The following is a 23336-nucleotide window of genomic DNA, read 5'->3' on the forward strand; positions in this document are numbered from 1 at the left end:
GGGTCGCGCCCGGCGGTGGGGATTGCGTCGGCGCAGGCCGGGGCGGCGAGGTGGATGAAGGCGCGGTCGTCGTTGCCCAGGCGGGCGTCGAGGCCGGCCAGCGCGCGGCGCAGGCCGTCGGCGTCCAGCGGGGTGGCCGGGGCCTGCTGGATGTTGGCGTCGGGCACGCCCATCAGGCGGGCGATGGCGGCGGCGTCGCCGTCGGTGCGCTGGCTGTCGAGGCCGAGCAGCAGGGCGTGGTTGGAGGCGCGCGGGGTGCTGCGGGGGACGAGGCGGGTTTCGTCGCTGCCCGCCCGGCTTGGGGCGCTCTCGGCGACGGCCGGCGCCGGGGTGTCGATGAGCAGGCTGTGGCGGGGCAGCCAGCCGCTGCGGCCCCCGTCGGCCTCGACCCGATACCAGTCCCGGCGTTCGTCCACCACCCGCACCGTGGCGAGGCGATGGACGGTGCTCACGACCGGCGCGTAGGGGCTGGGGTCGGTGCGGAGCTTCTCGTGGGCGGTGAGGGTGGCGGTGTCGGCGGCGAGGGCGGTCGTCGCGGCCAGCCACAGGGTGAGGAGGATCGCGGGCGTGCTGGAGCGCATGGGGGCGGGCCGGTGGTGGTGAGCTGCCGGAGAGCTTACGGCAGCGGGTGCCGGCTTGGCAAAACGGGCGGCGGCGGGGGGCGCCTTGTCGGCCTCTCGTTGAAATCGGATAACTCCGGCACAATGCGCCCCTGCGCCGGGTGTGCCGGCGTTTCTGGTTCCATTGCCGATGCCCTACGAATTCCTCGTCGGCCTGCGCTATACCCGCTCCAAGCGGCGGGCGCAGGGCCGCAACCGGTTCATCTCCTTCATCTCGCTGGTCTCGATGCTGGGCATCGCCCTGGGCGTGGCGGCGCTGATCGTCGTGCTGTCGGTGATGAACGGCTTTCAGCGCGAGCTGCGCACCCGCATCCTGGGCGTGGCGTCCCACGTTCAGGTGAGCGGCTACGACGGCGAGCTTGCCAACTGGCAGCGGGTGGCCGACGAGGCGGCCAAGCACCCCCGGGTGCGGGCGGTGGCGCCCTTCGTGCAGGCCCAGGGCATGCTGTCCTTCGACCAGACGGTGCGCGGCACGCTGATCCGCGGCATCCTGCCCGACGCCGAGGACAAGGTGGCCGACTTTGCCCGGCACATGCGCTTCGGCCAGCTCGACGACCTGCGCGCCGGCGAGTTCGGCATCGTGCTGGGGGCGGATCTGGCCCGGGCGCTGCGGGTCTCCACCGGCGACAAGGTGACGCTGATCGCGCCCCAGGGGCTGGTGACGCCGGCGGCGATCCTGCCGCGGCTCAAGCAGTTCAAGGTGGTGGGCATCTTTGAGGTGGGGATGTACGAATACGACTCCAGCCTGGCGCTGGTGCATCTGCAGGATGCCCAGACGCTGTACCGGATGGAAGACCGGGTGAGCGGGGTGCGCCTCAAGCTGGACGACCTCTTCGAGGCGCCGCGGGTGGCGCGGGAGCTGCCCCGGCTCCTGGAGGCCGACACGATGGTGTCGGACTGGACGCGCAGCCACGCCAATTTCTTCCGGGCGGTGCAGATCGAGAAGAACGTGATGTTCATCATCCTGCTGCTGATCGTCGCGGTGGCGGCCTTCAACATCGTGTCGACGCTGGTGATGGCGGTGCAGGACAAGCAGGCCGACATCGCGATTCTGCGCACCCTGGGGGCGAGCCCGGGTTCGATCATGGGCATCTTCGTGATCCAGGGGGCGCTGATCGGCTTCATCGGGCTGGGCATTGGCGTGGCGGGCGGCGTGGCGCTGGCCCTCAACATCGATGTGGTGGTGCCGGCCATCGAGCGCCTGTTCGGGGTGCAGTTTCTGGCCAAGGACGTCTATTACATCTCCGACCTGCCGTCCGAGCTGTTGTGGTCCGACGTGATCGCGATCACCACGGTGTCCTTCGTGCTGACCCTCGTGGCGACGCTCTACCCGAGCTGGCGGGCGTCGCGTCTCAACCCGGCGGAGGCCCTGCGCTATGAGTGATGCCGTGATCGAATGCCGCGGGCTGTCCAAGTCCTTCCGCGAAGGGGCGGATGCGGTGGAGGTGCTGCGCGGCGTGACCATGTCGGTGGCGCCCGGCGAGCGGGTGGCGGTGGTCGGCTCGTCCGGCTCCGGCAAGAGCACGCTGCTGCATCTGCTGGGCGGGCTGGATGTGCCGTCGGCGGGCGAGGTGAAGCTGCTGGGGCGGGATTTTTCGACGATCTCGGACGCCGAGCGGGGCCGCCTGCGCAACGAGTCGCTGGGCTTCATCTACCAGTTTCACCACCTGCTGGCCGAGTTTTCTGCCGTCGAGAACGTGGCGATGCCGCTCTTCGTGCGGCGCCTGCCGAAGGACGAAGCCCTGGCCCGGGCCGCCGAAACCCTCAAGGCGGTGGGGCTGGGCCATCGGCTGGATCACACGCCGGGCGAGCTTTCCGGCGGCGAACGTCAGCGGGCGGCCATCGCCCGGGCGCTGGTCACCCGGCCGGCCTGCGTGCTGGCGGACGAGCCCACCGGCAACCTGGATCGCCAGACCGCCGAGAAGGTCTTCGCGCTGATGCTGGAGCTGGCCGAACAGCAGGGCACCGGTTTCGTGATCGTCACCCACGATCCGCAGCTGGCGGCGCGGGCCAGCCGGGTGCTGCGTCTTCAGGACGGCCTGCTGGAGAACGGGGCCTGACCCTGTATCTCCATACCGTTTGGGCGCCTGGCGCTGCCCGAACTGGGCAGCGTGTCGGTTGATGGATAGTCCTTCCGATAGCAGGGTTTCTCAAGTTTAAGGGCGGCGGTGTCGATAAACGCGCACCCGGGCCTGCGATGGGGCCGGGGTATCACATCGGAGACACCATGAACGCCCTGTTTTCCCCCGCGGTTGCGCTGCTCAACCGCCTGCGCTACCCGAAGAAATTCATGCTCCTCGGGTTGATCTCGCTGCTCGTAATCGGATCGTTGCTGGTCCAGCTTGCGCTGTCGCTCCGGGAGAGCATCGATTTCGCGGAGAAGGAGCTGGAGGCGCTGGGGCACGTTCCCCGGCTGCTCAAGGTGATCCAGACCGGTCAGCAGCACCGCGGTTTGTCCTCCGGCTTGCTCAACGGCAACGAGGAGATGCGCGCGCCGCTGCAGAAGAAGACCGCCGATGTGGCCGTCGCCTTCAAGGCGGCCGACGAGGCCCTGTCCGGCGCGCGGTCGAGTTCGGCCGTCAAGCGCTGGCAGGAGGTGCGCAAGGATTGGGCCGCGCTGGAATCCACCGGCCTGCAGATGAAGCCGCGGGACAACCTGCTCGCCCACACCGCGATGATCCGCAAGGCCGTGCTCACCCTTCACGATCTGGGCGACGACGGCAATCTGACCCTCGACCCTTCGGCCGATTCCTACTACCTCATCGACAACCTGATCCGTCGGGTGCCGGACGTGTCGGAGCGGCTGGGCCGCCTGCGGGCGATGGGGACCGGCGTGCTCGCCGCCAAGGCGATGGACGACCAGCGCCGCTTCGACATCAGCACCCAGCTGGGCGAGCTGAACATGGCGCTGGCCGACTTCAACGAGAACCTCGATCGCGCCGCGGTGGCCAACCCGGCGGTGCGCGGTTCGCTGGAGCGGCTTGGCAAGGAGTTCAACGGGCTCTCCGGGCAGGTGGTCGAGGCGCTCCAGGAGCGCATCCTGAAGGGCGACTTCGAGATGGCGCCCAAGGCCTACTTCGATCTGGTCACCCGCGCCATCGACATGACCTTCGCCCAGACCTACGACGAGCTCATCCCGGCGGTCGATGGCCTGCTGAAGGCGCGTATCGCCGGGCATCGCCAGGCGTTCCACGTCAACGTCGTCATCTCCGGCACGGCCCTGCTGCTGCTGCTCTACCTGTCGGCCGGCTTCTACGTGGCGGTGATGCAGTCCGTTGCCGAACTCAAGACCGGCGCCCAGGCGCTCGCCGACTGCGATCTGCGCACGCGCATCGCGTTCTCGGCCAAGGATGAGCTGCACGAGGTGGCGGACCAGTTCAACGAGATGACCCAGGCGGTCGCGCTGGTGATCGGCAAGGTCCAGAGCGGCGCCAACGACGTGGCCCGGGCCGCGGAGAACCTCGCCGCCTCGGCCTCGCTGGTGTCGTCGGGCTCCGAGCAGCAGAGCGCCGCCGCATCCAGCATGGCCGCGGCGGTGGAGGAGATGACGGTGGGCATCGAGGAGATCGCCAGCAGCGCGTCGGAGGCAGAGGGCATCTCGTCCTCCTCGGGCCGGCTGTCGTCCGACGGGGGGGGCGGTGGTGGCGCGCACCGTCACCGAGATGGAGCGCATCGCCAGCTCGGTGCGCGACTCCGCCACGGTGATCCAGCAGCTCGGCGACCAATCCACCCAGATCTCGACCATCGTCAACTCGATCAAGGAGATCGCCGACCAGACCAACCTGCTGGCTCTCAACGCGGCCATCGAGGCGGCCCGGGCCGGCGAGAGCGGCCGCGGATTTGCGGTGGTGGCCGACGAGGTGCGCAAGCTGGCGGAGCGCACCACCAAGGCCACTGGCGAGATCACCGGCATGGTGGTGTCGATCCAGAACGGCACCGAAAAGGCCGTGACCACCATGCAGGAGGGGGTGACCCGGGTGCAGGATGGGGTCGTGCTGGCCAGTCAGGCAGGCAACGCGATGGGCCAGATCCACGCCGGCGCGAGCCAGGTGGTCAATGCCGTGGCCGACATCTCCGCGGCCCTGCGGGAGCAGGGGGCGGCGAGCACCGAGATCGCCCGCAACGTGGAGCGCATCGCCCAGATGGCCGAGCAGAACAGCGCGGCGGTGCGGGATACCGCCGGCACCGCCCAGCGCCTGGAAGGGCTGGCCCAGCAGCTGCGGGCGGAGGTGGCCCACTTCCGGATCTGAACCCCGGCCCGAAATTGAAACGCCCCGGTGCGCAGTGCGCGTGCCGGGGCGTTTTGCGTGGACGGGCGCCGGGCTATTCGGGGAGCAGGGCCGCTTCGAGTTCCTGCCGGCCCAGCGGCGAGGCCATCGCGATGACGTACTGCCCCGGGGCCAGCATGAAATCCTTGGTGGGGTTGAAGACCAGCTCGTCGCCCTTGCGCACGGCCAGCAGCACGTAGTTGGGGCTGCGCAGGCGCAGGGTGTCGAGGGCGCGGGGCTCGAAGTGGTCCGGCACGCGGACTTCCTCGAGGCGCAGCTTGAGTTCGGAGCGGAGCATCTCGTCGAGGAAGGACACCACGTGGGGCCGGATCATGCTGGAGGCGATGCGCATGCCGCCGGTGAAGTCGGGCGAGATCACGCTGTCGGCGCCGGCCTTGCGGAGCTTCTCGGCGTTGCGCACCTCGTGGCAGCGGGCCACGATGCGGATGTTGGGGTTGAGCTGCTTGGCGGTGAACACGATCATCAGGTTGCGGCTGTCGTCGCCGGTGACGGCGAACACGCCCTGGGCGTCCATGATGCCGGCCGACAGCAGCAGGTCGTCGTCGCTCGCGTCGCCCCCCAGGTAGACCAGCCCCGGCAGGCGCTCCCGCTGGGCCTCCATCGCCGCCTCGTCCGCGTCGATGGCCACGAAATGGCGGTGGGTGGTGGTGAGTTCGTTCGCCACGTTGCGGCCGACCCGGCCGAAGCCGCAGATGATGTAGTGGCTGTGGAGCTTGCGAATCTGCTTTTCCATGCGTCGTCTCCGCAGGGTGTAATCGAGGTCGCTTTCCAGGAAGAAAACGGTCAGGCTGGTGAAGAGGAAGGTGACCGCGCCAAAGCCGGCCAGGGCGATCAGGCCGGCGAACAGGCGCTCGGCGAAGCCGTCGATGTGCACGATCTCGCCGTAGCCCACGGTGGTGACGGTGATGATCGTCATGTAGAAGGCGTCGGACAGGTTCGCCTGCTCGCCGCCCGCCAGATAGAAGCCGGCCGTGCCGACGCCGATCAGCGCCACCAGGAAGCCCGCGGCAAAGTAGATCCGCAGCAGGATGCGCGGCAACTGGCTGCCGCGCCGTCCGGCCGGGGCGGCGACGGCCTTCCGGCGATGACGCAGGTGCAGCAGGCGGCGGATCAGGGCAATGAGATAGGCGATCTTCAAGACGGGCCGTTCCGGCGTTTGCGCCATTGGTGGATGAGATGGGTGCGCCAGGCGAGGCGGGTGAGCATGTACCCGGCCATCGACAGCCCCGCGGCCAGCGCGATCAAGCCCGCGACGAGCGGCCGGCCGAGCCCGGCCATCCAGCCGGCCAGGGCCAGCAGCCAGTGGCCTACGCCGTCTGCGCCCAATTCGGGCGGGGCGGCGAACTGACCGGCGCCGGGGCCAAGCATCCACTCGCCGATGGCAAAGGCCGCCACGTACAGGGGCACGATGGTGAAGGGGTTGGTGTAGAGCGTGGTGAACAGCGCCAGCGGCAGATTGACGCGGAACAGCACGCAGCACAGGGCCGCGCCCAGCATCTGGAACGGCCCCGGGATGAGGCCGCAGAACAGCCCGACGGCAACGGCCCCGGCCGCCGAGTGGCGGTTGAGGTGCCACAGGCGGGGGTGGAACAGGGTCGACCCGAAGGGCGCGAGCCAGCGGTTGGCGGCGAGCGCTTCGTGATCCGGCAGGTAGCGCTTGAGCAGTCGTCGCATGTCAGTGCGGGTATCGGGTTCCGACGATACCCTCGTCTCCGCCATGGATTCTAACCGAGTCGCCGGAACTTGACGCCAGCCGCACGACGGCGCCGTTTTCGGCTAGATTGCCGGGCATGGTGACGATCGTCATGGCATTTGCAGTCGGCATTCTGGCCGGACAGCTGGCAAGCGCGCTGCCGTCTCCGGCCGGCATCGCCGCCGGGCTGGGGTTGGGGGTGGCAGCGGGCCTGCTGGGGTGGCGCCTGCCGGTTGGGCGGATGGCCCGCGGGCTGCTGCTGGCGCTGGCCGGTGCCGCCATCGGCTGGAGCTACGCCGGCTGGCGGGCCGAACTGCGCCTTGCCGATGCGCTGCCGGCCGAGCAGGAGGGCCGCGACGTGCTCATGACCGGGGTGGTGGCCAGCCTGCCCCAGGACTTCGAGCGGGGCCTGCGCTTCGTGTTTGAGGTGGAGAACAGCGCCGGGCCCGTGCCGCGACGGATCTCCCTGGCCTGGTACGCGGGTTATCGGGACGAGGAATTGCACAGCCTGCCGGCGATCCGCGTGGGCGAGCGCTGGCAGTTGCTGGTGCGCCTCAAGCGGCCCCACGGTAACGTCAATCCCCACGGCTTCGACTACGAGGGCTGGTTGCTCCAGCAGGGCATCCGCGCCACCGGCTACGTGCGCCCGGCAGAGGCCAACCGTCGGCTGGACGCCTTCGTGCCGGGCCTGATGAACGGCGTCGAGCGCCTGCGCGAGGGCGTCCGGGCGCGCTTTCGGGCGGCGCTGCCGGACGCGCCCTACGCCGGGGTGCTGGTGGCGCTGGCGGTGGGCGACCAGCGCGCGATTGCCCCGGAGCTGTGGCGGGTGTTTGCGGCCAGCGGCATCTCCCATCTGGTGGCGATCAGCGGGCTGCACGTGACGATGGTGGCGGCGCTGTTCGCGGCGGGCGTGGGCGGAATCTGGCGGCGCACCCCGGCGCTGGCGCTGCGCTGGCCGGCCCAGCAGGCGGCGGTGACGGCAGGCTTCGTCGTGGCCCTGGGCTACTGCCTGCTCGCCGGCTGGGGCGTGCCGGCCCAGCGCACGCTCTACATGCTTGGCTGCGTGGCGCTGGCCATCGGCCTGCGGCGGGAGACGGCGCCCGCCCGGGTGCTGGCGGTGGCCTTGGGGGTGGTGCTGGTGGCCGACCCATGGGCGGTGCTGGCGGCGGGCTTCTGGCTGTCGTTCGGGGCGGTGGGGCTGCTGTTTCTGGTGAGCAGCGGGCGGCTGGGGCGGGAGGGGCGCATGCTGGGCGCCGTGCGCGCCCAGTGGGCGATCACCCTGGGGCTTTTGCCGGCGCTGCTGCTGCTGTTCCAGCAGTTCTCGGTGGTGTCGCCGCTGGCCAACGCCATCGCGATTCCGGCGGTGAGCTTCGTCGTCACGCCCCTGGCGTTGTTGTATGCCGTGTTCCCCCTGCAGATGTTTGCCGATCTGGCCCACGCCGCCTTTACCGCCACCATGCTGCCGGTGCGCTGGTTGGCGGCGCTGCCCTGGGCGGCCTGGCAGCAGGCGGCGCCGCCACCCGCGCTGGCGGTGCTGGCCGGCCTGGGCTGCCTGTGGGCGCTGCTGCCCCGCGGCACGCCGTCCCGCTGGGTGGGCTTGCTGCCGCTGGTGCCGCTGCTGCTGTGGTCGCCGGCCCGCCCGGCGCCGGGCGAGGCCAGGGTGGCGGTGCTGGATGTGGGCCAGGGGCTGGCGGTGCACGTGCAGACGGCCGGGCACGACTTGCTCTTCGACACCGGCCCGGCCTTTTCGGCCGACGCCAACAGCGGCGAGCGCATTCTGCTGCCCTATCTGCGGGCGATGGGGGTGCGGCGGCTCGACACCCTGGTTGTCACCCACCAGGACAACGATCACGCTGGCGGCGCCGAGGCGGTGCTCACCGGCCTGCCGGTGGACGAGGTGCGCAGCTCGCTGCCGCCCAACCACCCGGCGCGGGTGATCGCCGGCCCGCGGGATGTGCCCTGCGCCGCCGGTCAGCGCTGGGACTGGGACGGCGTGCGCTTCACGCTGCTCCACCCGGCCGAGGCGAGCGACGCGGCGCCGCGGAAGACCAACGACATCGCCTGCGTGCTGCGGATTGAGGCCGGCGGCCGGCGCCTGCTGCTCACGTCCGACATCGAGGCGGTGTCCGAGGCGGCGCTGATCGCCCGCGATGCCGACGCCCTCGCCAGCGACGTGGTGGTGGTGCCCCATCACGGCAGCCGCACGTCCTCCACCGCGGCCTTCGTGGCGGCGACCCGGCCGCGCTGGGCGATCTTTCCGGTGGGCTACCTCAACCGCTTCCGCCACCCCAACGGCGAGGTGTGGGCGCGGTGGTCGGCGGCCGGGGCCGGCCTGCTGCGCACCGACGCCGGCGGGGCGATCCTGTTCACCCTGGGCGCGGCCGAGGTGCAGCCCGCCACCGCTCGCGACCGGGCGCCGCGCTACTGGCACGGGCGCTGAAACCGGCCCGCCGCCGGCTGGTGCTATGCTTGGCGCTCCCCCACCCGCATCGACGAACATGAGCCTCCTCGCCGCCCTCCGCAAGCTTTTCGGTGCCTCGCCCGCGCCGGTCGAACCGACCGCCGCGCCCCCCGCGCCGGCGCCGTCAGCGTTCGAGCCGCGCCGGCACAGCGTGCAGTGCATCGGCCCCCACGGCTTTCACCGGATGGCCTACACCGAATGGGGCGACCCGGCCAATCCCCGGGTGCTGGTCTGCGTGCATGGCCTGACCCGCAACGGGCGGGATTTCGACGACCTGGCCCGGGCAATGGCGCCCCATTACCGGGTGGTCTGCCCCGACGTGGTGGGGCGCGGCCAGAGCGGCTGGCTGGCGGTGAAGGACGACTACCAGCTGCCGACCTACGTGGCCGACATGGTCACCTTGATCGCCCGCCTGAACGCGGAGACGGTGCATTGGGTGGGCACCTCGATGGGCGGGCTGATCGGGATGCTCATCGCGAGCATGCCCGACAACCCCATCCGCCGGCTGGTGCTCAACGACGTGGGCCCGGTCATCACCGTCGCCTCGTTGCGGCGCATCGGCCAGTACGTGGGGATGGCGCCGGAGTTTCCCTGCTTCGAGGCGGCCGAAGCCTACATCCGCGAGGTGAGCGCGCCCTTCGGTCGCCTCTCGGACGCCCAGTGGCGGCACCTTACCGAAACCTCCGTGAAACAGGTGGAGGGCGGCTGGGCGATGCGCTACGACCCGGGTATCGGCGAGCCCTTCCGCAAGATGCCGCTGCTGGTGGATGTGGACCTGTGGCCGGTGTACGACGCCATCGCCTGTCCGACCCTGGTGGTGCGAGGGGCGGAATCGGATCTGCTGCTGGCCGACACCGCGCGTCAGATGGGCGAGCGCGGGCCGCGGGCGAGCCTCTTCGAGGTGCCCGACACCGGCCACGCCCCCACCCTGATGAGCCCGGCGCAGATCGCCCCGGTGCGCGATTTTCTGCTCGCGGGGCGCGGATGAGCGCCAACTGGCTGTCGGCCTTCAGCCTGCCCGACTGGTTCGCGCTGGGCTGGTTCCTGCTGTGCTGGGCGGGCTACGGGTGGGTGGTGGAGCATGGCCGGATGGGGAGTAGCCGCGGCCTGCTGGCGGCGAGCCACCACTTCCGGCTGGAGTGGGGCCGGCAACTGCTGCGGCGCGAGGTGCGGGTGGCCGATGCGGCGCTGATCGGCAACCTGATGCAGAGCGTGTCGTTCTACGCCAACACCACCATCTACGTGATCGCCGGCCTGCTGGCCCTGCTTGGCACCATGGACAAGCTCATCGACGCGGCGGCCGACCTGCCCTTCGCCCGCCACGTGTCGCGGGAGGTGTGGGAGGTGAAGCTGCTGCTCCTGCTGATGATCTTCGTGGTGGCTTACTTCAAGTTCACCTGGTCGCTGCGCCAGTTCAACATGCTGTCGATCCTGATCGGCGCGGCGCCGCCGCCGGGGCAGGGCAACGAGGACTTCGCCCAGCGCTTCGCGAAGATCAACTCGCTCTCCGGCGACGAGTTCAACCGGGGCATCCGGGCCTATTACTTCGGGCTGGCGGCGGTGTCGTGGTTCGTGCAGCCGTGGCTGTTCTTCGTCACCACCACGCTGATCGTGGCGGTGCTGTACCGGCGGGATTTCCGGTCGCAGACGCTGGACGCGATGCGCATCTGAAAAGCAGCACTGCCCGTAGCGGGCTGTGCTGTCATTGGGGCTTCGACGATTTACGCGTCGCCGTCCTGCTCCAGCTTCACCGCCGCCGAGTTGATGCAGTAGCGCAGCCCGGTGGGGGCGGGGCCGTCCTCGAAGACGTGGCCCAGGTGGGCGCCGCAGTCGTGGCACAGCACCTCGGTGCGGAGCATGAAGTGGCTGCGGTCTTCGGCTTCCTCGACGTTCTCGGGGGCGGCGGGGGCGTAGAAGCTGGGCCAGCCGCAGCCCGAGTCGAACTTGTGCTCGGACGAGAAGAGGTCGGCGCCGCAGCACACACAGCGGTACTGACCGGGCTCGTGGCAATCCCAGTAGCGGCCGGTGAAGGCCCGCTCGGTGCCCTTCTTGCGGGTGACCTGGTATTCCTCGGGGCTCAGTTGGGCGCGCCATTCGGCGTCGGTCTTTTCGATCTTTCGGCTCATGGCAGTCTCTCGGGTGGGGAAAAGAAAACGGGCCGGTTGAAGCCGGCCCGCCGATGCTCAGTGCAGGTGCTTGGGCATTTGCTCCGCCTGCTCTTCGGGCAGCTCGGCGTGCACCGCCTCGCCCTCGGGCGAGGGGTACATGGGCGCGCCGCAGTCGTCGCAGTACTCCATCGGGAACTCGTTGTCGAGCACCTGGATGTCGGCGATGCCGCAGCTGCGCAGGGTCGATTCGATCTCGGCGAGGGTCTCGCTGTTCTCGTCTTCGGCGCCCAGGAGCGGCCACACCACGCCGTGCACCACGTCGTTGCCGCCGCGGCGGGTGAAGCCGATGCGGAACTCCTCCACCTGCCGCTCGAAGAACGGGGCGACCACCGCCCGCAGGCCGGCGGCCGGGGTGTCGAGGGTGGTGGACAGGAAGGCCACCGAAGCCTGGATCGAGTACGGGCGGGAAGCCTTGTCGGCCTCGCGGCTGGCGGCGAAATAGGCGTTGGGCAGCACCACCTCGAAGGCGCAGCCGGTGAGCAGCGGGGCGATGCAGGCGCCGCCCTGGGCCCGCCATTGGTCGAGGGCCTGCTCGCGGGTGCAGTCTTCTTCCTGCCAGCGGAAGATCGGCGCGCCCTTGGGCACCACGACCGCGCCCAGCAGGTAGCGGTTGTCGGAGAGGAACTGGGCCGTCTCGGGCAGGTTGTCGGTCTTGATGTGCAGGTCGGTGTCGGTGCCGGCGGCCTTGCCCAGGTGGGTGGCGAAGTCGGCGGTGGCGCAGTAACCCTGGGGCAGCTGATCCGGGCTGAACAGGAAATCGGCCAGCCCCAGCTTCACGTCCTTGGCCAGGATGTGGGCCTTGAGGTGCACCCGCAGGTTGGCCATCACCGCGGCCGCGATGGGCGTGGCGGGGATGCGGTAGCGGCTCCAGGCCATCACCGGGCAGGCGATGAGCAGCACGTCGTGCTGGTCGTCGGACTTGAGCGCGCCCTCGGCCCGGGATTCGATCATGTCGGCCAGCTCGTCGTAGGCGTGGGCGCTGGCGGTGGAGAGGTGATCCAGCGCGGTGTTGAGGGCGTCCTCGTCTTCGGCGCGGAGCAGGGCGTCCACGGCGCCGGCGAGGCGCTGGTCCCAGAAGTGGTCTTCGGCACGGCTGCTGGATTCGGCCAGGCCGTTGGCGAGCCACAGGAGTTGTTCGGCATCCCGCGGCAGTCCGCCGCGGCGACCGAGTCGGTTACGTTTCATCGGGCTCTCCTTGTTGATTCACGGGTTTGACCGCACCGCGGGCGCCACGATCCCGCCGCCGTGGGGCGGCCGGCGACGCCGCGCGGGGGCTTCCTTCAGTAGGACTGCGGGTCGAGTCTGACTTCCTGCAGGATGATGGTGGAGATTTCTTCGATGGACTTGGCGGTGGAGTCGAGCCACTTGATGCCTTCGCGCTTCATCATGCGCTGGGCCGATTCGATCTCGTGCAGGCAGTTCTCGAGGGACGCGTAGCGGCTGTTGGGCCGGCGTTCCTGGCGGATCTGCGACAGGCGGTTGGGGCCGATGGTGAGGCCGAACAGCTTGTTGCGGTAGCGGGTGAGTTCGACCGGCAGGCGGTTGCGCTCGAAGTCCTCGGGGATCAGTGGGTAGTTGGCCGCCTTGATGCCGAACTGCATCGCCAGATACAGGCTGGTGGGCGTCTTGCCCGAGCGGGACACGCCCACCAGGATCACGTCGGCCTCAGCCAGATCGGCGTGGGAGACGCCGTCGTCGTGGGCCAGGGTGAAGTTGATCGCCTCGATGCGCCGCTTGTAGTCCTGGCTGTCGGCGATGCCGTGGAAGCGGCCGGCGGCGTGGGTGGAGCGCTGGCCCAGCTCGTTCTCGAGGGGCTCGATGAACTTCTCGAACAGATCGAGGAACAGGGCGTCGGCTTCGCGCAGGGCGGCCACGGCGCTCGGATCGACCAGGGTGTTAAAGACAATCGGGCGGATGCCGCTATCGATGGCGGCGTCCTTGATGCGCTGCACGCAGTCGCGAGCCTTGTCGACGCTGTCGATGAAGGGCAGGCGGTGGTTGCGGAAGCGGGTGTCGGGAAACTGGGCGAGCAGGCTGTGGCCGAGGGTTTCGGCGGTGATGCCGGTGCCGTCGGAGATGAAGAAGACGTGGCGGGTCTGGCTCATGGGTGTGGCAGCAAAAAAGACGGATTCGCGCGCCCGACGTGGGCCGGGCAATGGAGCATCTTATCCCATTCCGGCCCCGGCCAGCCTGCGAACTCGTCCCCGGCCGGCGTCGTGCCGGCGCCGCGCATTGGGATAAACCCTCAATGTGGCGCAGCAGCAAACCTCATACAATGGACGTCAGAAAAGCATTCCATATCTGTTTTCAATTTCTCCCAGGAATATCTTTCATGGCCCGTAACGTCATTCCGTTCCAAGAACTCCGCATGACCGATGTCGAGCAGGTTGGTGGCAAGAACGCCTCCCTCGGCGAGATGATCAGCCAGCTGCCCGCCAGCGTGCGGGTGCCCGGCGGCTTCGCCACCACGGCCGACGCCTACCGCAAGTTCCTGTCCCACCAGGGCCTGGCCGAGCGCATCAGCGCCGCCCTCGAAACCCTGGACGTGGATGACGTTGTCGCCCTCGCCAAGAACGGCGCCCAGATCCGCCAGTGGATCGTCGACACCCCCTTCCCGCCGGAACTCGAAGCCGAGATCAAGGCCGCCTACGAGCAGCTCACCGCCGAGGGCGACGGCAGCTTCGCCGTGCGCTCCTCCGCCACCGCCGAGGACCTGCCGGACGCCTCCTTCGCCGGCCAGCAGGAATCCTTCCTGAACATCCACGGCTACGAGAACATCCTGCACGCCATCAAGGAAGTGTTCGCGTCGCTCTACAACGACCGCGCCATCGCCTACCGCGTACACAAGGGCTTCACCCACGCCGAAGTCGCCCTCTCCGCCGGCGTGCAGCGCATGGTCCGCTCCGACATCGGCGCCTCCGGCGTGATGTTCACCATGGACACCGAATCCGGCTTCGACGGCGTGGTGTTCATCACCGCCTCCTACGGCCTGGGCGAAACCGTGGTGCAGGGCGCGGTGAACCCCGACGAGTTCTACGTGCACAAGGCCACCCTGGCCCAGGGCAAGCCCGCGGTCATCCGTCGCAACCTGGGCTCCAAGCTCATCAAGATGGTGTTTGCCGACAAGAAGGAAGCCGGCAAGTCCACCCGCACCGTCGACGTGCCCGAAGCCGACCGCAATGTGTACTCCCTGACCGACGCCGACGTGCTCGAGCTGGGCCGCTACGCCATGATTATCGAGCAGCACTACGGCCGCCCGATGGACATCGAGTGGGGCAAGAGCGGCGACGACGGCAAGCTCTACATCCTCCAGGCCCGCCCCGAGACCGTGAAGAGCCAGCAGTCCGGCCACGTGATGGAGAAGTACCGCCTCAAGCAGTACGGCAAGTCCCTCACCCACGGCCGCGCCATCGGCCAGAAGATCGGCGCCGGCCAGGTCCGCATCGTCAAGGACGCCTCCGAGATGGATCGCGTGAAGGCCGGCGACGTGCTCGTCACCGACATGACCGACCCGAACTGGGAGCCGGTGATGAAGCGCGCCTCCGCCATCGTCACCAACCGCGGCGGCCGCACCTGCCACGCGGCGATCATCGCCCGTGAGCTGGGCATCCCGGCCATCGTCGGCTGCGGCAACGCCACCGAAGTGCTGGACGAGAACGACGACGTGACCGTCTCCTGCGCCGAAGGCGACACCGGCTACGTGTATCGCGGCAAGCTGGATTTCGAAGTGGTCACCACCGACACCGGCAACCTGCCCGAGATCCCCGTCAAGATCATGATGAACGTGGGCAACCCCGAGCTGGCCTTCGAGTTCGCCCAGATCCCGAACGGCGGCGTGGGCCTCGCCCGCCTCGAGTTCGTCATCAACAACATGATCGGCATCCACCCCAAGGCGATCCTCGAGATCAACCAGGTGCCGGCCAGCCTGCGCAGCGAGATCCTGCGCCGCTCCCGCGGCTACGCCTCGCCCAAGCAGTTCTTCATCGAGAAGCTGGTTGAAGGCGTCGCCACCATCGCCGCCGCCTTCTATCCGAAGCCCGTCATCGTGCGTCTGTCCGACTTCAAGTCGAACGAATACCGCAAGCTGCTGGGCGGCGAGATCTACGAGCCGGAAGAAGAGAACCCCATGCTCGGCTTCCGTGGCGCTTCGCGCTACATCGCCCACAGCTTCCGCGACTGCTTCGAGCTGGAATGCGCCGCGATGAAGAAGGTGCGCAATGAGCTGGGCCTCACCAACGTGCAGCTGATGGTGCCCTTCGTGCGCAACCTCGACGAAGCCAAGGGTGTGGTCGACCTGCTGGCCGAGCACGGCCTCAAGCAGGGCGAGAACGACCTCAAGCTCATCATGATGTGCGAGATTCCGTCCAACGCCCTGCTGGCCGAGCAGTTCCTGCAGCACTTCGACGGCTTCTCCATCGGCTCCAACGACCTCACCCAGCTCACCCTGGGCCTCGACCGCGACTCCGGCCTGGTTGCTCACTCTTTCGACGAGCGCGACCCGGCGGTCAAGCAACTGCTGTCCCTGGCCATCCAGGGCGCCAACAAGCTGGGCAAGTATGTCGGGATCTGCGGCCAAGGCCCCTCGGATCACCCCGATCTGGCCGAATGGCTGATGGACGAAGGCATCCAGACCATCTCCCTCAACCCCGACACCGTAGTGGACACCTGGCTCAAGCTGGCCGCCCACGGCAAGGGCGAGTGATCGAGCGTTCGCGCTGACATGCTGTAAATGAAACCGGCCCGTCGAAAGACGGGCCGGTTTTGTTTTTGGGGTGCGGTACCTGCGGATGTAGGTCGGGTCAGCGCAGCGTGACCCGACAGATCAGCGGATGTCGGGTTACGCCCTGCGGGCTAACCCGACCTACGGGGTGCTTTCTGGCATAGTCTGCCCTGTCGTCATTCCGCGCCACGCCCAGTCATGTCAGCCCGCAAGCCACGCAAACAGGTCTACGTCTCGTCCACCTTCTCCGATCTCGAACTGCACCGGGGCCATCTCAAGCTCGCACTGGAAAAGGCCGGCTACGACGTGGAGTGCATGGAGCGCTACTCGGCGTTCGACGAACGCCCCGCCGATAAATGCCTGGCCGACGTGGCCGCCTGCGACATCTACGTGGTGCTGGTGGCGCTGCGCTACGGCTACGTGCCCAAGGATGACAACCCGCAAGGCAAGTCCATCACCGAGATGGAGTACGACAAGGCTATCGACGCCAAGCGCCCGAAGCTTGCCTTCATGCTCGACATCGACGATGAAGATTTCGGCTGGCCGCCAAAGCGCTGTGACAAGGATTGGCAGGACACCGATTCAAACATCGCCCGCTTCCGCGAGCGAGTGGGCAGCGAGCTTGGCCGGGCGCTCTTCACCACGCCGGAAAGTCTCGCAACCGTGGTCCTTCAAGCCCTGCGCAAGCAGGAGATTGCCGAGATGCCTGCGGGCGAGCGCCACCACGCCCAGATCCGCGAAACCTACCTCGACTGGCTGCGCCGCGAGTGCGACAGCGTGGAACTCCTCGGGCTCGACCTGAAGGAAAGCCGCAACGTCGGCCTGGGCCACGTCTATGTGCCGGCGGTGACGAACGCCGACATGAAGGGCGACCGCAGGGGCATCAACCTCAAGAAGGGCCCCTTCCTGCTCCTCGACAACCTGGGGCGCAGCCCGCTCTATGTGCCCGGTGCAGCGGGCTCGGGCAAGTCCACCTTCTGTCGCTGGCTGGCCCTGGTGGTCGCGGAAGGGCGGGTTCCCGCTCATCGGCAGATCGCTGTCGATGAAGACGACTTCACCGAGACGCTGCCGGAAAAGCTCGCCGGGCGTTTGCCGCTGCTGCTCCGCCTGCGGGATTGGGCCAGTCACCCGGAGTTTCTCGCCGGTAACGGCCGTTGGACCCGCGCCCAACTGGAGGCCAGCCTCGCCGGCTGGCTCGACAAGACCCAGCCCGGCGACCTCACGGGAGAAGTCTTCAGCGCAGAACTCAAGGCGGGCCGCTGCCTGCTGATCCTCGACGGTGTGGACGAAGTGCCCGAAAGCCGAGGTGACGATCTTCCCCGGCGCAACCTGCTTACCGGCCTTGCGGATGCGCTGCCCGCGTGGTGCAAGGCCGGCAACTGGCTGCTCGTGACCAGCCGGCCCTATGGGCTCGACGCGGAAGATCAGCGTCGGCTGGGTCTGCCGATGGCCGAGCTTGCCGAACTGCCCGAGCCGCTCATGCGGCTTTTTGTGCGACGCTGGTTCGATGCGGTCGATCCCGCCAATGCGGTGGGCAAGGCCGACGGGCTGCTGACGCACCTCGACCAGCGGGACGATCTGGCCGAGATGCGCAGCAACCCCATGCTGCTCACTGCCCTGTGTGTGAAGTACGACGAAGGCCGACGTTTGCCCCAGGATTTCTACGCGCTCTACGACGCGGTGGTGCGGCAGGTGCTCTACAAGCGCTGCAGCACCGAGAACGAACGGGATCAAGCCCGTAATCGGCTGGGCGCCATTGCGTTGGGTATGCATTTGGGGGATGCCGCGTCGCCGCGCCAGACTCCCGCGGCCGAGGTGACCGTAGAGGAGGTGGACTGCCTGCTCGCCGAACTGGCCCGGCACGACACTCGCAGCGAATCCGGCGCGGCAGATGCCTGCGCCAAGCGTGAGCTGCTGCTGTCCGATTCAGGTCTGCTGCTCCCCCGCGACAACCGGCGCGCCGCTTTCTATCACCTGAGCTTCCAGGAGTTCCTTGCCGCCGAACGCCTGCGCAAGCTGCCCGCAACCCCTGAATCCATCCTCGCCAACCACGCCGGCACGCCCGCGTGGCGGCGCACCTTGCGCTTCCTGTTCTGCGCCATTGCCGAGCGTGACACGGCGGAGCGGGCCATCGCCGCGTGGAAAAGCCTGCTGTCGTCCTTCGAGCCTGCTGCCCTGGACGCCAATCCCGCCCCGGCGCTGGTGCTCGCCGATGGTCTGGAAGTGGCCCACGCCAAGGGCTGGCGCATCGACGAGTTCAAGGCGCCGTTGCGTGCGGCCTGTGAGTACGCCCTGCATCACCTCCCGCCCGACGTCCGCGCCCAACTCTGGCTGACGCTGGGGCGGCTCGGGCTGGATGACCGGCCGGGGGTTGGGCTGCGGCCGGGCGGCCTGCCGGACATTGTTTGGGAAGCCTGCGAAGCGGGCGACTTTCTGTATGGAGAGCACAGCGAAAAACACACCCTGAAAGCGCCGTTCCACATCGCTCGCTACCCCGTCACCCACCGCCAGTTCCAGGCGTTCATCGACGCCGGGGGCTATGGTCAGGATGAATGGTGGGCCGGGCTGGCAGAGCGGCCCGAGGCGACACCGGCGCGGTGGTCTGAACCAAACGCCCCCCGCGAGAATGTCTCGTGGTACGAAGCGACGGCCTTCTGTCGCTGGCTGGATGCGCAGTTCAAGACTGCAGGGCTGCTCCCGGCGGGTTGGCAGGTGTGCCTGCCGACTGAGGAACAATGGGAGCTTGCGGCCCGAGGTACGGATGGCCGGGAATATGCTTGGGAAGGCGGTTATCGCTCGGGGCTTGCGAACATCGACGAAACTTGGGGCGAGGTCGGCCTATTGAATCTGGGCCGTACATCCCCCGTTGGCCTTTACCCCGATGGGACGGCGCCGAGCGGCGCGCTCGATATGGCCGGCAATGTCTGGGAATGGTGCCGAAACGGGTTGAACATTCCGGAGAGGTTTGCTGATAGCTTCGACCACCCGCGGATAGTGCGCGGCGGTTCCTGGATCTTTAACGCCGAGCTTTGCGGCGCCGCCTCTCGTAGCTGGTACGAGTCCGACGACCGAGACAGCCTCGTAGGCTTTCGGGTTTATTGCGCTCCCTCCATCGAGTGAGCTGCCGATAGCATCCGGTCACTACCACGTCCACCCGCCTCGTCACGCCTCCCCGATCTCGGGGCAAGACATCGTCCATCACCACATCCCTTATGTGGCCCGGCCGATTGCCTCAACGCCAGCTCATGAACCAATCTCGCGGCCTGATATTGTCAATGTGTCGTCGTGAATTGCCACCACGATAGGATTTACCCTCATCGCGCGGCGTGTGATTGATGTTCGCAACTATCAAGATGACAATCTACGCCCGGAGAATGTCAATCCGATAGCTAAAACCCTCAATCACAGGCGTGCGATTAAGGGTTTTAGCTATCGGATTGAATATCGCAGGCGTCAACATGGCAATCGCACGGCGCAGAGTGTTTATCGGACCGCGCGGATTGATGTTGCGTGCCGTGAGATTGCATCCGGCACGGCGCGAATCGGTGCTAACTTGCTCGCCATCGCACCGTCGCGGCGGCGGGGGCGCAAACGCAAGGAGCGTGCATGAATCTCGAATGGTGGCACTGGATCGTGCTGGGGATTGCGCTGGTGGTGGCGGAGCTGGCCGTGCCGGCTTTCTTCATCATCTGGTTTGGACTGGGGGCGCTGGTGGTGGGGCTGGCGGTGCTGGTGCTGCCGTTGCCGCTTGGCGAGACGGCGCAGATCGGTTTGTGGGTGGTGGCGTCGCTGGCGATGGTGGGGCTGTGGTTCCGGGTGTTCAAACGGGGCGAGTATCTCCAGGGGCGGACCCGCATCGGGCAGTCGGACGGGGATACCATCGGCGAGATCGGGCTGATGGCCAAGGCCGCGGCGCCCTTCGAGCGGGGGCGGGTGCGCTTCCAGAAGCCCGTGCTGGGCGCCGAGGAGTGGGCGTGCATGGTGGATGAGCCCATCGCCGCCGGCGAGCGGGTGCGGGTGGTGGCGGTGGAAGGCAGTTTCCTGAAGGTTGCGAAGGTTTGAGGAGCGGGCGATGAGCGATGCGATGTTTGTGATGCTGGCGATTCTGGTGTTCGTGGCGGTGACCATCGCCAAGGGGGTGCGCATCGTGCCCCAGGGCGAGGAGTGGATCGTCGAGCGGCTGGGCAAGTATTTCGGCACTCTCAAGCCGGGGCTCAACATCATCATTCCCTACCTGGATCAGGTGGCCTACAAGCTGGTGACCAAGGACATCATCCTCGACGTGCAGGAGCAGGAGGTCATCACCCGCGACAACGCGGTGATCCTGACCAACGCCATCGCCTTTCTGAAGGTGACCGACCCGGTGAAGGCGGTGTACGGGGTGACGGATTTCTCCGAGGCGATCCGCAACATGATTATGACCACGCTGCGCTCGATCATCGGCGAGATGGAGCTGGATGAGGCGCTCTCCAGCCGCGACAAGATCAAGGCGCGGCTGCGCGAGAGCATCGCCGACGAGGCGGTGGACTGGGGCCTGACGGTGAAGTCGGTCGAGATCCAGGACATCAAGCCGTCGCCGTCGATGCAGAAGGCGATGGAGCAGCAGGCCTCCGCCGAGCGCGAGCGCAAGGCTGCGGTGACCAAGGCGGAGGGCGCCAAGCAGGCGGCGATCCTGGAGGCCGAGGCGCGGCTGGAGGCCTCCAAGCGGGACGCCAACGCGCAGGTGATGCTGGCCGAAGCGTCGGCCGAGGCGATCCGCCGGGTGGCGGCGGCGGTGGGCAGCGACACCACGCCGATGCTCTACATGCTGGGGGAGAAGTACATTGCGTCGCTGGAGCGCATGGGCAGCACCGACAACGCCAAGGTGGTGGTGCTGCCGGCCGACCTGCAGGAGGCGGTGCGCGGGCTGTTCGCGGGCAAGCGCTGAGGGCCGGGCGCATCGGCGGCGGCGCCGCCGGGGGCTTCGTCATCGGCGCCGGGCCATGTAGGATTGCGCCATGCTTGCTTATATTGTCCGACGCCTGCTGTATGCGCCGCTGATCCTCATCGGCGTGAATCTCCTCACCTTTGCCCTGTTCTTCGTGGTCAACACCCCGGACGACATGGCGCGGATGCAGCTGGGTGCCAAGCGGGTGACGCCCGAGGCCATCGAGCGCTGGAAGGCGGAGCGGGGCTACGACAAGCCGCTGCTCTTCAACCCCGCGGCCGACGGCGCCGACAAGCTCACCGACACGATTTTCTTCGAGAAGTCCCTCAAGATGTTCGCTTTCGATTTCGGCCGGGCCGACGACGGGCGCGACATTGCCACCGAGATCAAGACCCGCATGGGCCCGTCGCTGGCCATCGCGCTGCCGACCTTCGTGCTGGGGCTGTTCGTCACGGTGTCGCTGGCGCTGCTGCTGGTGTTCTTCCGCACGAGCTATCTGGATTTTGCGGGCGTGGTGATGTGCGTGGCGATGATGTCGATCTCGGGGCTGTTCTACATCATCGGCGGTCAGTGGCTGGTGTCGAAGGTGTGGCATCTGGTGCCCATCTCGGGCTATGGCGGCGGGTTGGATGCGTGGCGCTTCCTGGTGCTGCCGGTGGCGATCGGGGTGATCTCGGGCATCGGCGGCAGCGCCCGCTGGTATCGCACCGTCTTTCTGGAGGAGGCGGGCAAGGATTACGTGCGCACGGCCCGGGCCAAGGGCTTGTCCGAGCTGCAGGCGCTGTTCCGCCATGTGCTGAAGAACGGGATGATCCCCATCCTTACCGGCGTGGTGGTGGTGATTCCGTCGCTGTTCATGGGCAGCCTGATCTCCGAGTCCTTCTTCGGCATCCCGGGCCTGGGGAGCTACACCATCGACGCCATCAACGCCCAGGATTTTCCGGTGGTGCGGGCGATGGTGTTCATCGGGTCGCTGCTCTACATCGTGGGGCTGATTCTCACCGACCTGTCGTACACGCTGGTCGATCCGCGGGTGAGGCTTGAGTGATGGGATTCCAGCCTGTGGTCCTGTGGACCGATCTGCTGCTCTTCGGCCTCATCGCCTGCGTGCTGCTGGCGGCGTGGAGCGCCCGCCGCAGCGAGCCGATGCGCGAGGCCTGGCGTCGGGTGGGGGAGAGCGGCATGGGGATGGCGTCGATCACCGTGCTGGCGATGTTCCTGCTGGTGGGGGTGCTGGATAGCCTGCACTATCGGGCGCGCCTGGCCCCGGCGGGGGGCGCCGGCGACAAGGTGCAGCTGTCCACCGAGGTGCGCAGCGCCCTCGATGCGCTGGCCGAGCCCCTGCGCAGCCGGGTCGAGAAGACGTATTCGGCGCCGCTGGCCTACCAGCTCTTTGCCCGGCAGACGGTGGAGGGGCCCGACGGCACCCAGCGGCGGGAGTTTCCGCGGCTGAAGTTCGGCGGCGGCAGCCTGAAGTATCCGGAGGAAGACCGGACGGGCGACATCCTGGGGCGCATCGGGATCGGGCTTGCCGGGGCGGCGGTAGGCTGGCTGCTGCTGGCCGGCGCGCTGGTGCTGGGGGTGGCCCGGTCGCGACGGGTGCCGGCCGGTGCGGCGTGGCGGGCGATCTGGCGGGGCAAGGGCGGGCTGGCGTGGCGCTGGGCGCTCGCCACCCTGGGCGCGGTGGCGCTGGTGGCCGGGCCGCTGGCGGCGCTGGCCACCGAATACCACGTGTTCGGCACCGACAAGGTGGGGCAGGACGTGCTCTTCCTGACCCTCAAGAGCATTCGCACGGCGCTGGTGATCGGCACCCTCACCACCCTCGTCACCCTGCCCCTGGCGGTGGCGCTGGGCATCATGGCCGGTTACCTGGGCGGGTGGGTGGATGACGCGATCCAGTACCTCTACACCGTGCTCAACTCGATCCCCGGGGTGCTGCTGATCGCCGCCGCGGTGCTGATGATGCAGGTGGTCATCGACACCCACCCGCAGTGGTTCGAGACCGCGGCGGAGCGGGCCGACGCGCGCCTGCTGGCGCTGTGCGTGATCCTCGGGATGACTAGCTGGACGGGCCTGTGCCGGCTCCTGCGGGGCGAGACGCTCAAGCTGCGGGAGCTGGAATATGTGCAGGCGGCGCGGGCCTTCGGGGTGTCCACTGCCCGCATCCTGACCCGCCACATCCTGCCCAACCTGATGCATCTGGTGCTGATTGCGCTGGTGATGGATTTCTCGGGTCTGGTGCTGGCCGAGGCGGTGCTGTCTTACGTGGGCATCGGCGTCGACCCCAACACCGTCAGCTTCGGCACCATGATTAACGCCGCGCGGATGGAGCTGGCCCGGGAGCCGATGGTGTGGTGGAGCCTGGTGGCGGCCTTTGTGTTCATGTTCGTGCTGGTGCTGGCCGCCAACCTGTTTGCCGATGTGGTGCGCGACGCCTTCGATCCGCGTCGCAGCTAAG

At 68.1% G+C, this 23336-nt stretch carries 19 protein-coding genes and 1 pseudogene; 13 read left to right on the forward strand and 7 right to left on the reverse strand.

What is annotated here, in order from left to right:
• Positions 1-581 (reverse strand): SH3 domain-containing protein (locus tag ACE3N6_RS12535; RefSeq protein WP_374246111.1); only part of this gene is annotated, 581 nt, incomplete at its 3' end.
• A 169-nt stretch (positions 582-750) separates the two neighbouring features.
• Between ACE3N6_RS12535 and ACE3N6_RS12540 the strand changes: the two genes are divergently transcribed.
• The 3 genes and pseudogenes from ACE3N6_RS12540 to ACE3N6_RS12550 all read left to right on the forward strand — a co-directional run.
• On the forward strand, positions 751-2004 hold the full coding sequence (locus ACE3N6_RS12540; protein WP_374246112.1) for a lipoprotein-releasing ABC transporter permease subunit: 1254 nt from the start codon (positions 751-753) through the stop codon (positions 2002-2004).
• Positions 1997-2680: a lipoprotein-releasing ABC transporter ATP-binding protein LolD gene (gene lolD / locus ACE3N6_RS12545; RefSeq protein WP_374246113.1), complete on the forward strand. Its 684-nt coding sequence runs from the start codon at positions 1997-1999 to the stop codon at positions 2678-2680. Before ACE3N6_RS12540 ends, lolD begins: the two co-directional genes overlap by 8 nt.
• A gap of 230 nt (positions 2681-2910) precedes the next feature.
• Positions 2911-3957: pseudogene (locus ACE3N6_RS12550) on the forward strand (nitrate- and nitrite sensing domain-containing protein); the annotation flags it as partial.
• Here the strand turns inward: ACE3N6_RS12550 and ACE3N6_RS12555 are convergent.
• Complete coding sequence (locus ACE3N6_RS12555) at positions 3873-4217, reverse strand: hypothetical protein (RefSeq protein ID WP_374246114.1); 345 nt, start codon at positions 4215-4217, stop codon at positions 3873-3875. The pseudogene ACE3N6_RS12550 and the gene ACE3N6_RS12555 overlap by 85 nt on opposite strands.
• Before the next feature lie 44 nt (positions 4218-4261).
• Between ACE3N6_RS12555 and ACE3N6_RS12560 the strand changes: the two genes are divergently transcribed.
• On the forward strand, positions 4262-4870 hold the full coding sequence (locus ACE3N6_RS12560; RefSeq protein WP_374246115.1) for a methyl-accepting chemotaxis protein: 609 nt from the start codon (positions 4262-4264) through the stop codon (positions 4868-4870).
• A gap of 73 nt (positions 4871-4943) precedes the next feature.
• On the opposite strand, the gene ACE3N6_RS12565 is transcribed toward ACE3N6_RS12560, so the two are convergent.
• Positions 4944-6047, reverse strand: coding sequence for a TrkA family potassium uptake protein (locus ACE3N6_RS12565; protein WP_374246116.1), 1104 nt, complete (start codon positions 6045-6047; stop codon positions 4944-4946).
• Positions 6044-6583: a DUF2062 domain-containing protein gene (locus ACE3N6_RS12570; protein WP_374246117.1), complete on the reverse strand. Its 540-nt coding sequence runs from the start codon at positions 6581-6583 to the stop codon at positions 6044-6046. The genes ACE3N6_RS12565 and ACE3N6_RS12570 overlap by 4 nt, the downstream gene beginning before the upstream one ends.
• A 131-nt stretch (positions 6584-6714) precedes the next feature.
• Between ACE3N6_RS12570 and ACE3N6_RS12575 the strand changes: the two genes are divergently transcribed.
• From ACE3N6_RS12575 to ACE3N6_RS12585, 3 genes are read left to right on the forward strand one after another with little or no spacing between them, the layout of a single operon-like run.
• Positions 6715-9042 carry a DNA internalization-related competence protein ComEC/Rec2 gene (locus tag ACE3N6_RS12575; RefSeq protein ID WP_374246118.1) on the forward strand — a complete coding sequence of 776 codons (2328 nt, stop codon included), beginning with the start codon at positions 6715-6717 and terminating at the stop codon, positions 9040-9042.
• A 58-nt stretch (positions 9043-9100) separates the two neighbouring features.
• Positions 9101-10051 carry an alpha/beta fold hydrolase gene (locus ACE3N6_RS12580; protein ID WP_374246119.1) on the forward strand — a complete coding sequence of 317 codons (951 nt, stop codon included), beginning with the start codon at positions 9101-9103 and terminating at the stop codon, positions 10049-10051.
• Complete coding sequence (locus ACE3N6_RS12585) at positions 10048-10734, forward strand: DUF599 domain-containing protein (protein ID WP_374246120.1); 687 nt, start codon at positions 10048-10050, stop codon at positions 10732-10734. The genes ACE3N6_RS12580 and ACE3N6_RS12585 overlap by 4 nt, the downstream gene beginning before the upstream one ends.
• 50 nt (positions 10735-10784) lie before the next feature.
• Here the strand turns inward: ACE3N6_RS12585 and msrB are convergent, their stop codons facing one another.
• The 3 genes from msrB to ACE3N6_RS12600 all read right to left on the reverse strand — a co-directional run bounded on the left by msrB (position 10785) and on the right by ACE3N6_RS12600 (position 13336).
• Positions 10785-11189, reverse strand: a complete 405-nt coding sequence (gene msrB, locus ACE3N6_RS12590) for a peptide-methionine (R)-S-oxide reductase MsrB (protein ID WP_374246121.1) — start codon at positions 11187-11189, stop codon at positions 10785-10787.
• 57 nt (positions 11190-11246) lie between these two features.
• Positions 11247-12416 (reverse strand): DUF2863 family protein, encoded by a 1170-nt coding sequence (locus ACE3N6_RS12595; protein ID WP_374246122.1) that lies wholly within the window; start codon positions 12414-12416, stop codon positions 11247-11249.
• 95 nt (positions 12417-12511) lie between these two features.
• Positions 12512-13336 (reverse strand): pyruvate, water dikinase regulatory protein, encoded by an 825-nt coding sequence (locus ACE3N6_RS12600; RefSeq protein WP_374246123.1) that lies wholly within the window; start codon positions 13334-13336, stop codon positions 12512-12514.
• 227 nt (positions 13337-13563) lie between these two features.
• Between ACE3N6_RS12600 and ppsA the strand changes: the two genes are divergently transcribed.
• From ppsA to ACE3N6_RS12630, 6 genes are all read left to right on the forward strand, one after another.
• A complete protein-coding gene (ppsA, locus tag ACE3N6_RS12605; RefSeq protein WP_374246124.1) occupies positions 13564-15933 on the forward strand; it encodes a phosphoenolpyruvate synthase in 2370 nt (789 codons plus the stop codon).
• Between the two features lie 216 nt (positions 15934-16149).
• Entirely contained in the window at positions 16150-19071 is a 2922-nt protein-coding gene (locus ACE3N6_RS12610) for an SUMF1/EgtB/PvdO family nonheme iron enzyme (RefSeq protein WP_374246125.1), read from the forward strand.
• A 486-nt stretch (positions 19072-19557) separates the two neighbouring features.
• Positions 19558-20013: an NfeD family protein gene (locus ACE3N6_RS12615; protein WP_374246126.1), complete on the forward strand. Its 456-nt coding sequence runs from the start codon at positions 19558-19560 to the stop codon at positions 20011-20013.
• A gap of 10 nt (positions 20014-20023) precedes the next feature.
• Positions 20024-20878 (forward strand): SPFH domain-containing protein, encoded by an 855-nt coding sequence (locus ACE3N6_RS12620; RefSeq protein ID WP_374246127.1) that lies wholly within the window; start codon positions 20024-20026, stop codon positions 20876-20878.
• Between the two features lie 70 nt (positions 20879-20948).
• Complete coding sequence (locus ACE3N6_RS12625) at positions 20949-21926, forward strand: ABC transporter permease (RefSeq protein WP_374246128.1); 978 nt, start codon at positions 20949-20951, stop codon at positions 21924-21926.
• Entirely contained in the window at positions 21926-23335 is a 1410-nt protein-coding gene (locus ACE3N6_RS12630; protein ID WP_374246130.1) for an ABC transporter permease, read from the forward strand. Before ACE3N6_RS12625 ends, ACE3N6_RS12630 begins: the two co-directional genes overlap by 1 nt.
• The last annotated feature ends 1 nt before the right edge of the window (position 23336 follow it).

Origin of the sequence: Zoogloea sp. (genome assembly GCF_041904905.1) — a bacterium.
Classification (GTDB): domain Bacteria; phylum Pseudomonadota; class Gammaproteobacteria; order Burkholderiales; family Rhodocyclaceae; genus Zoogloea.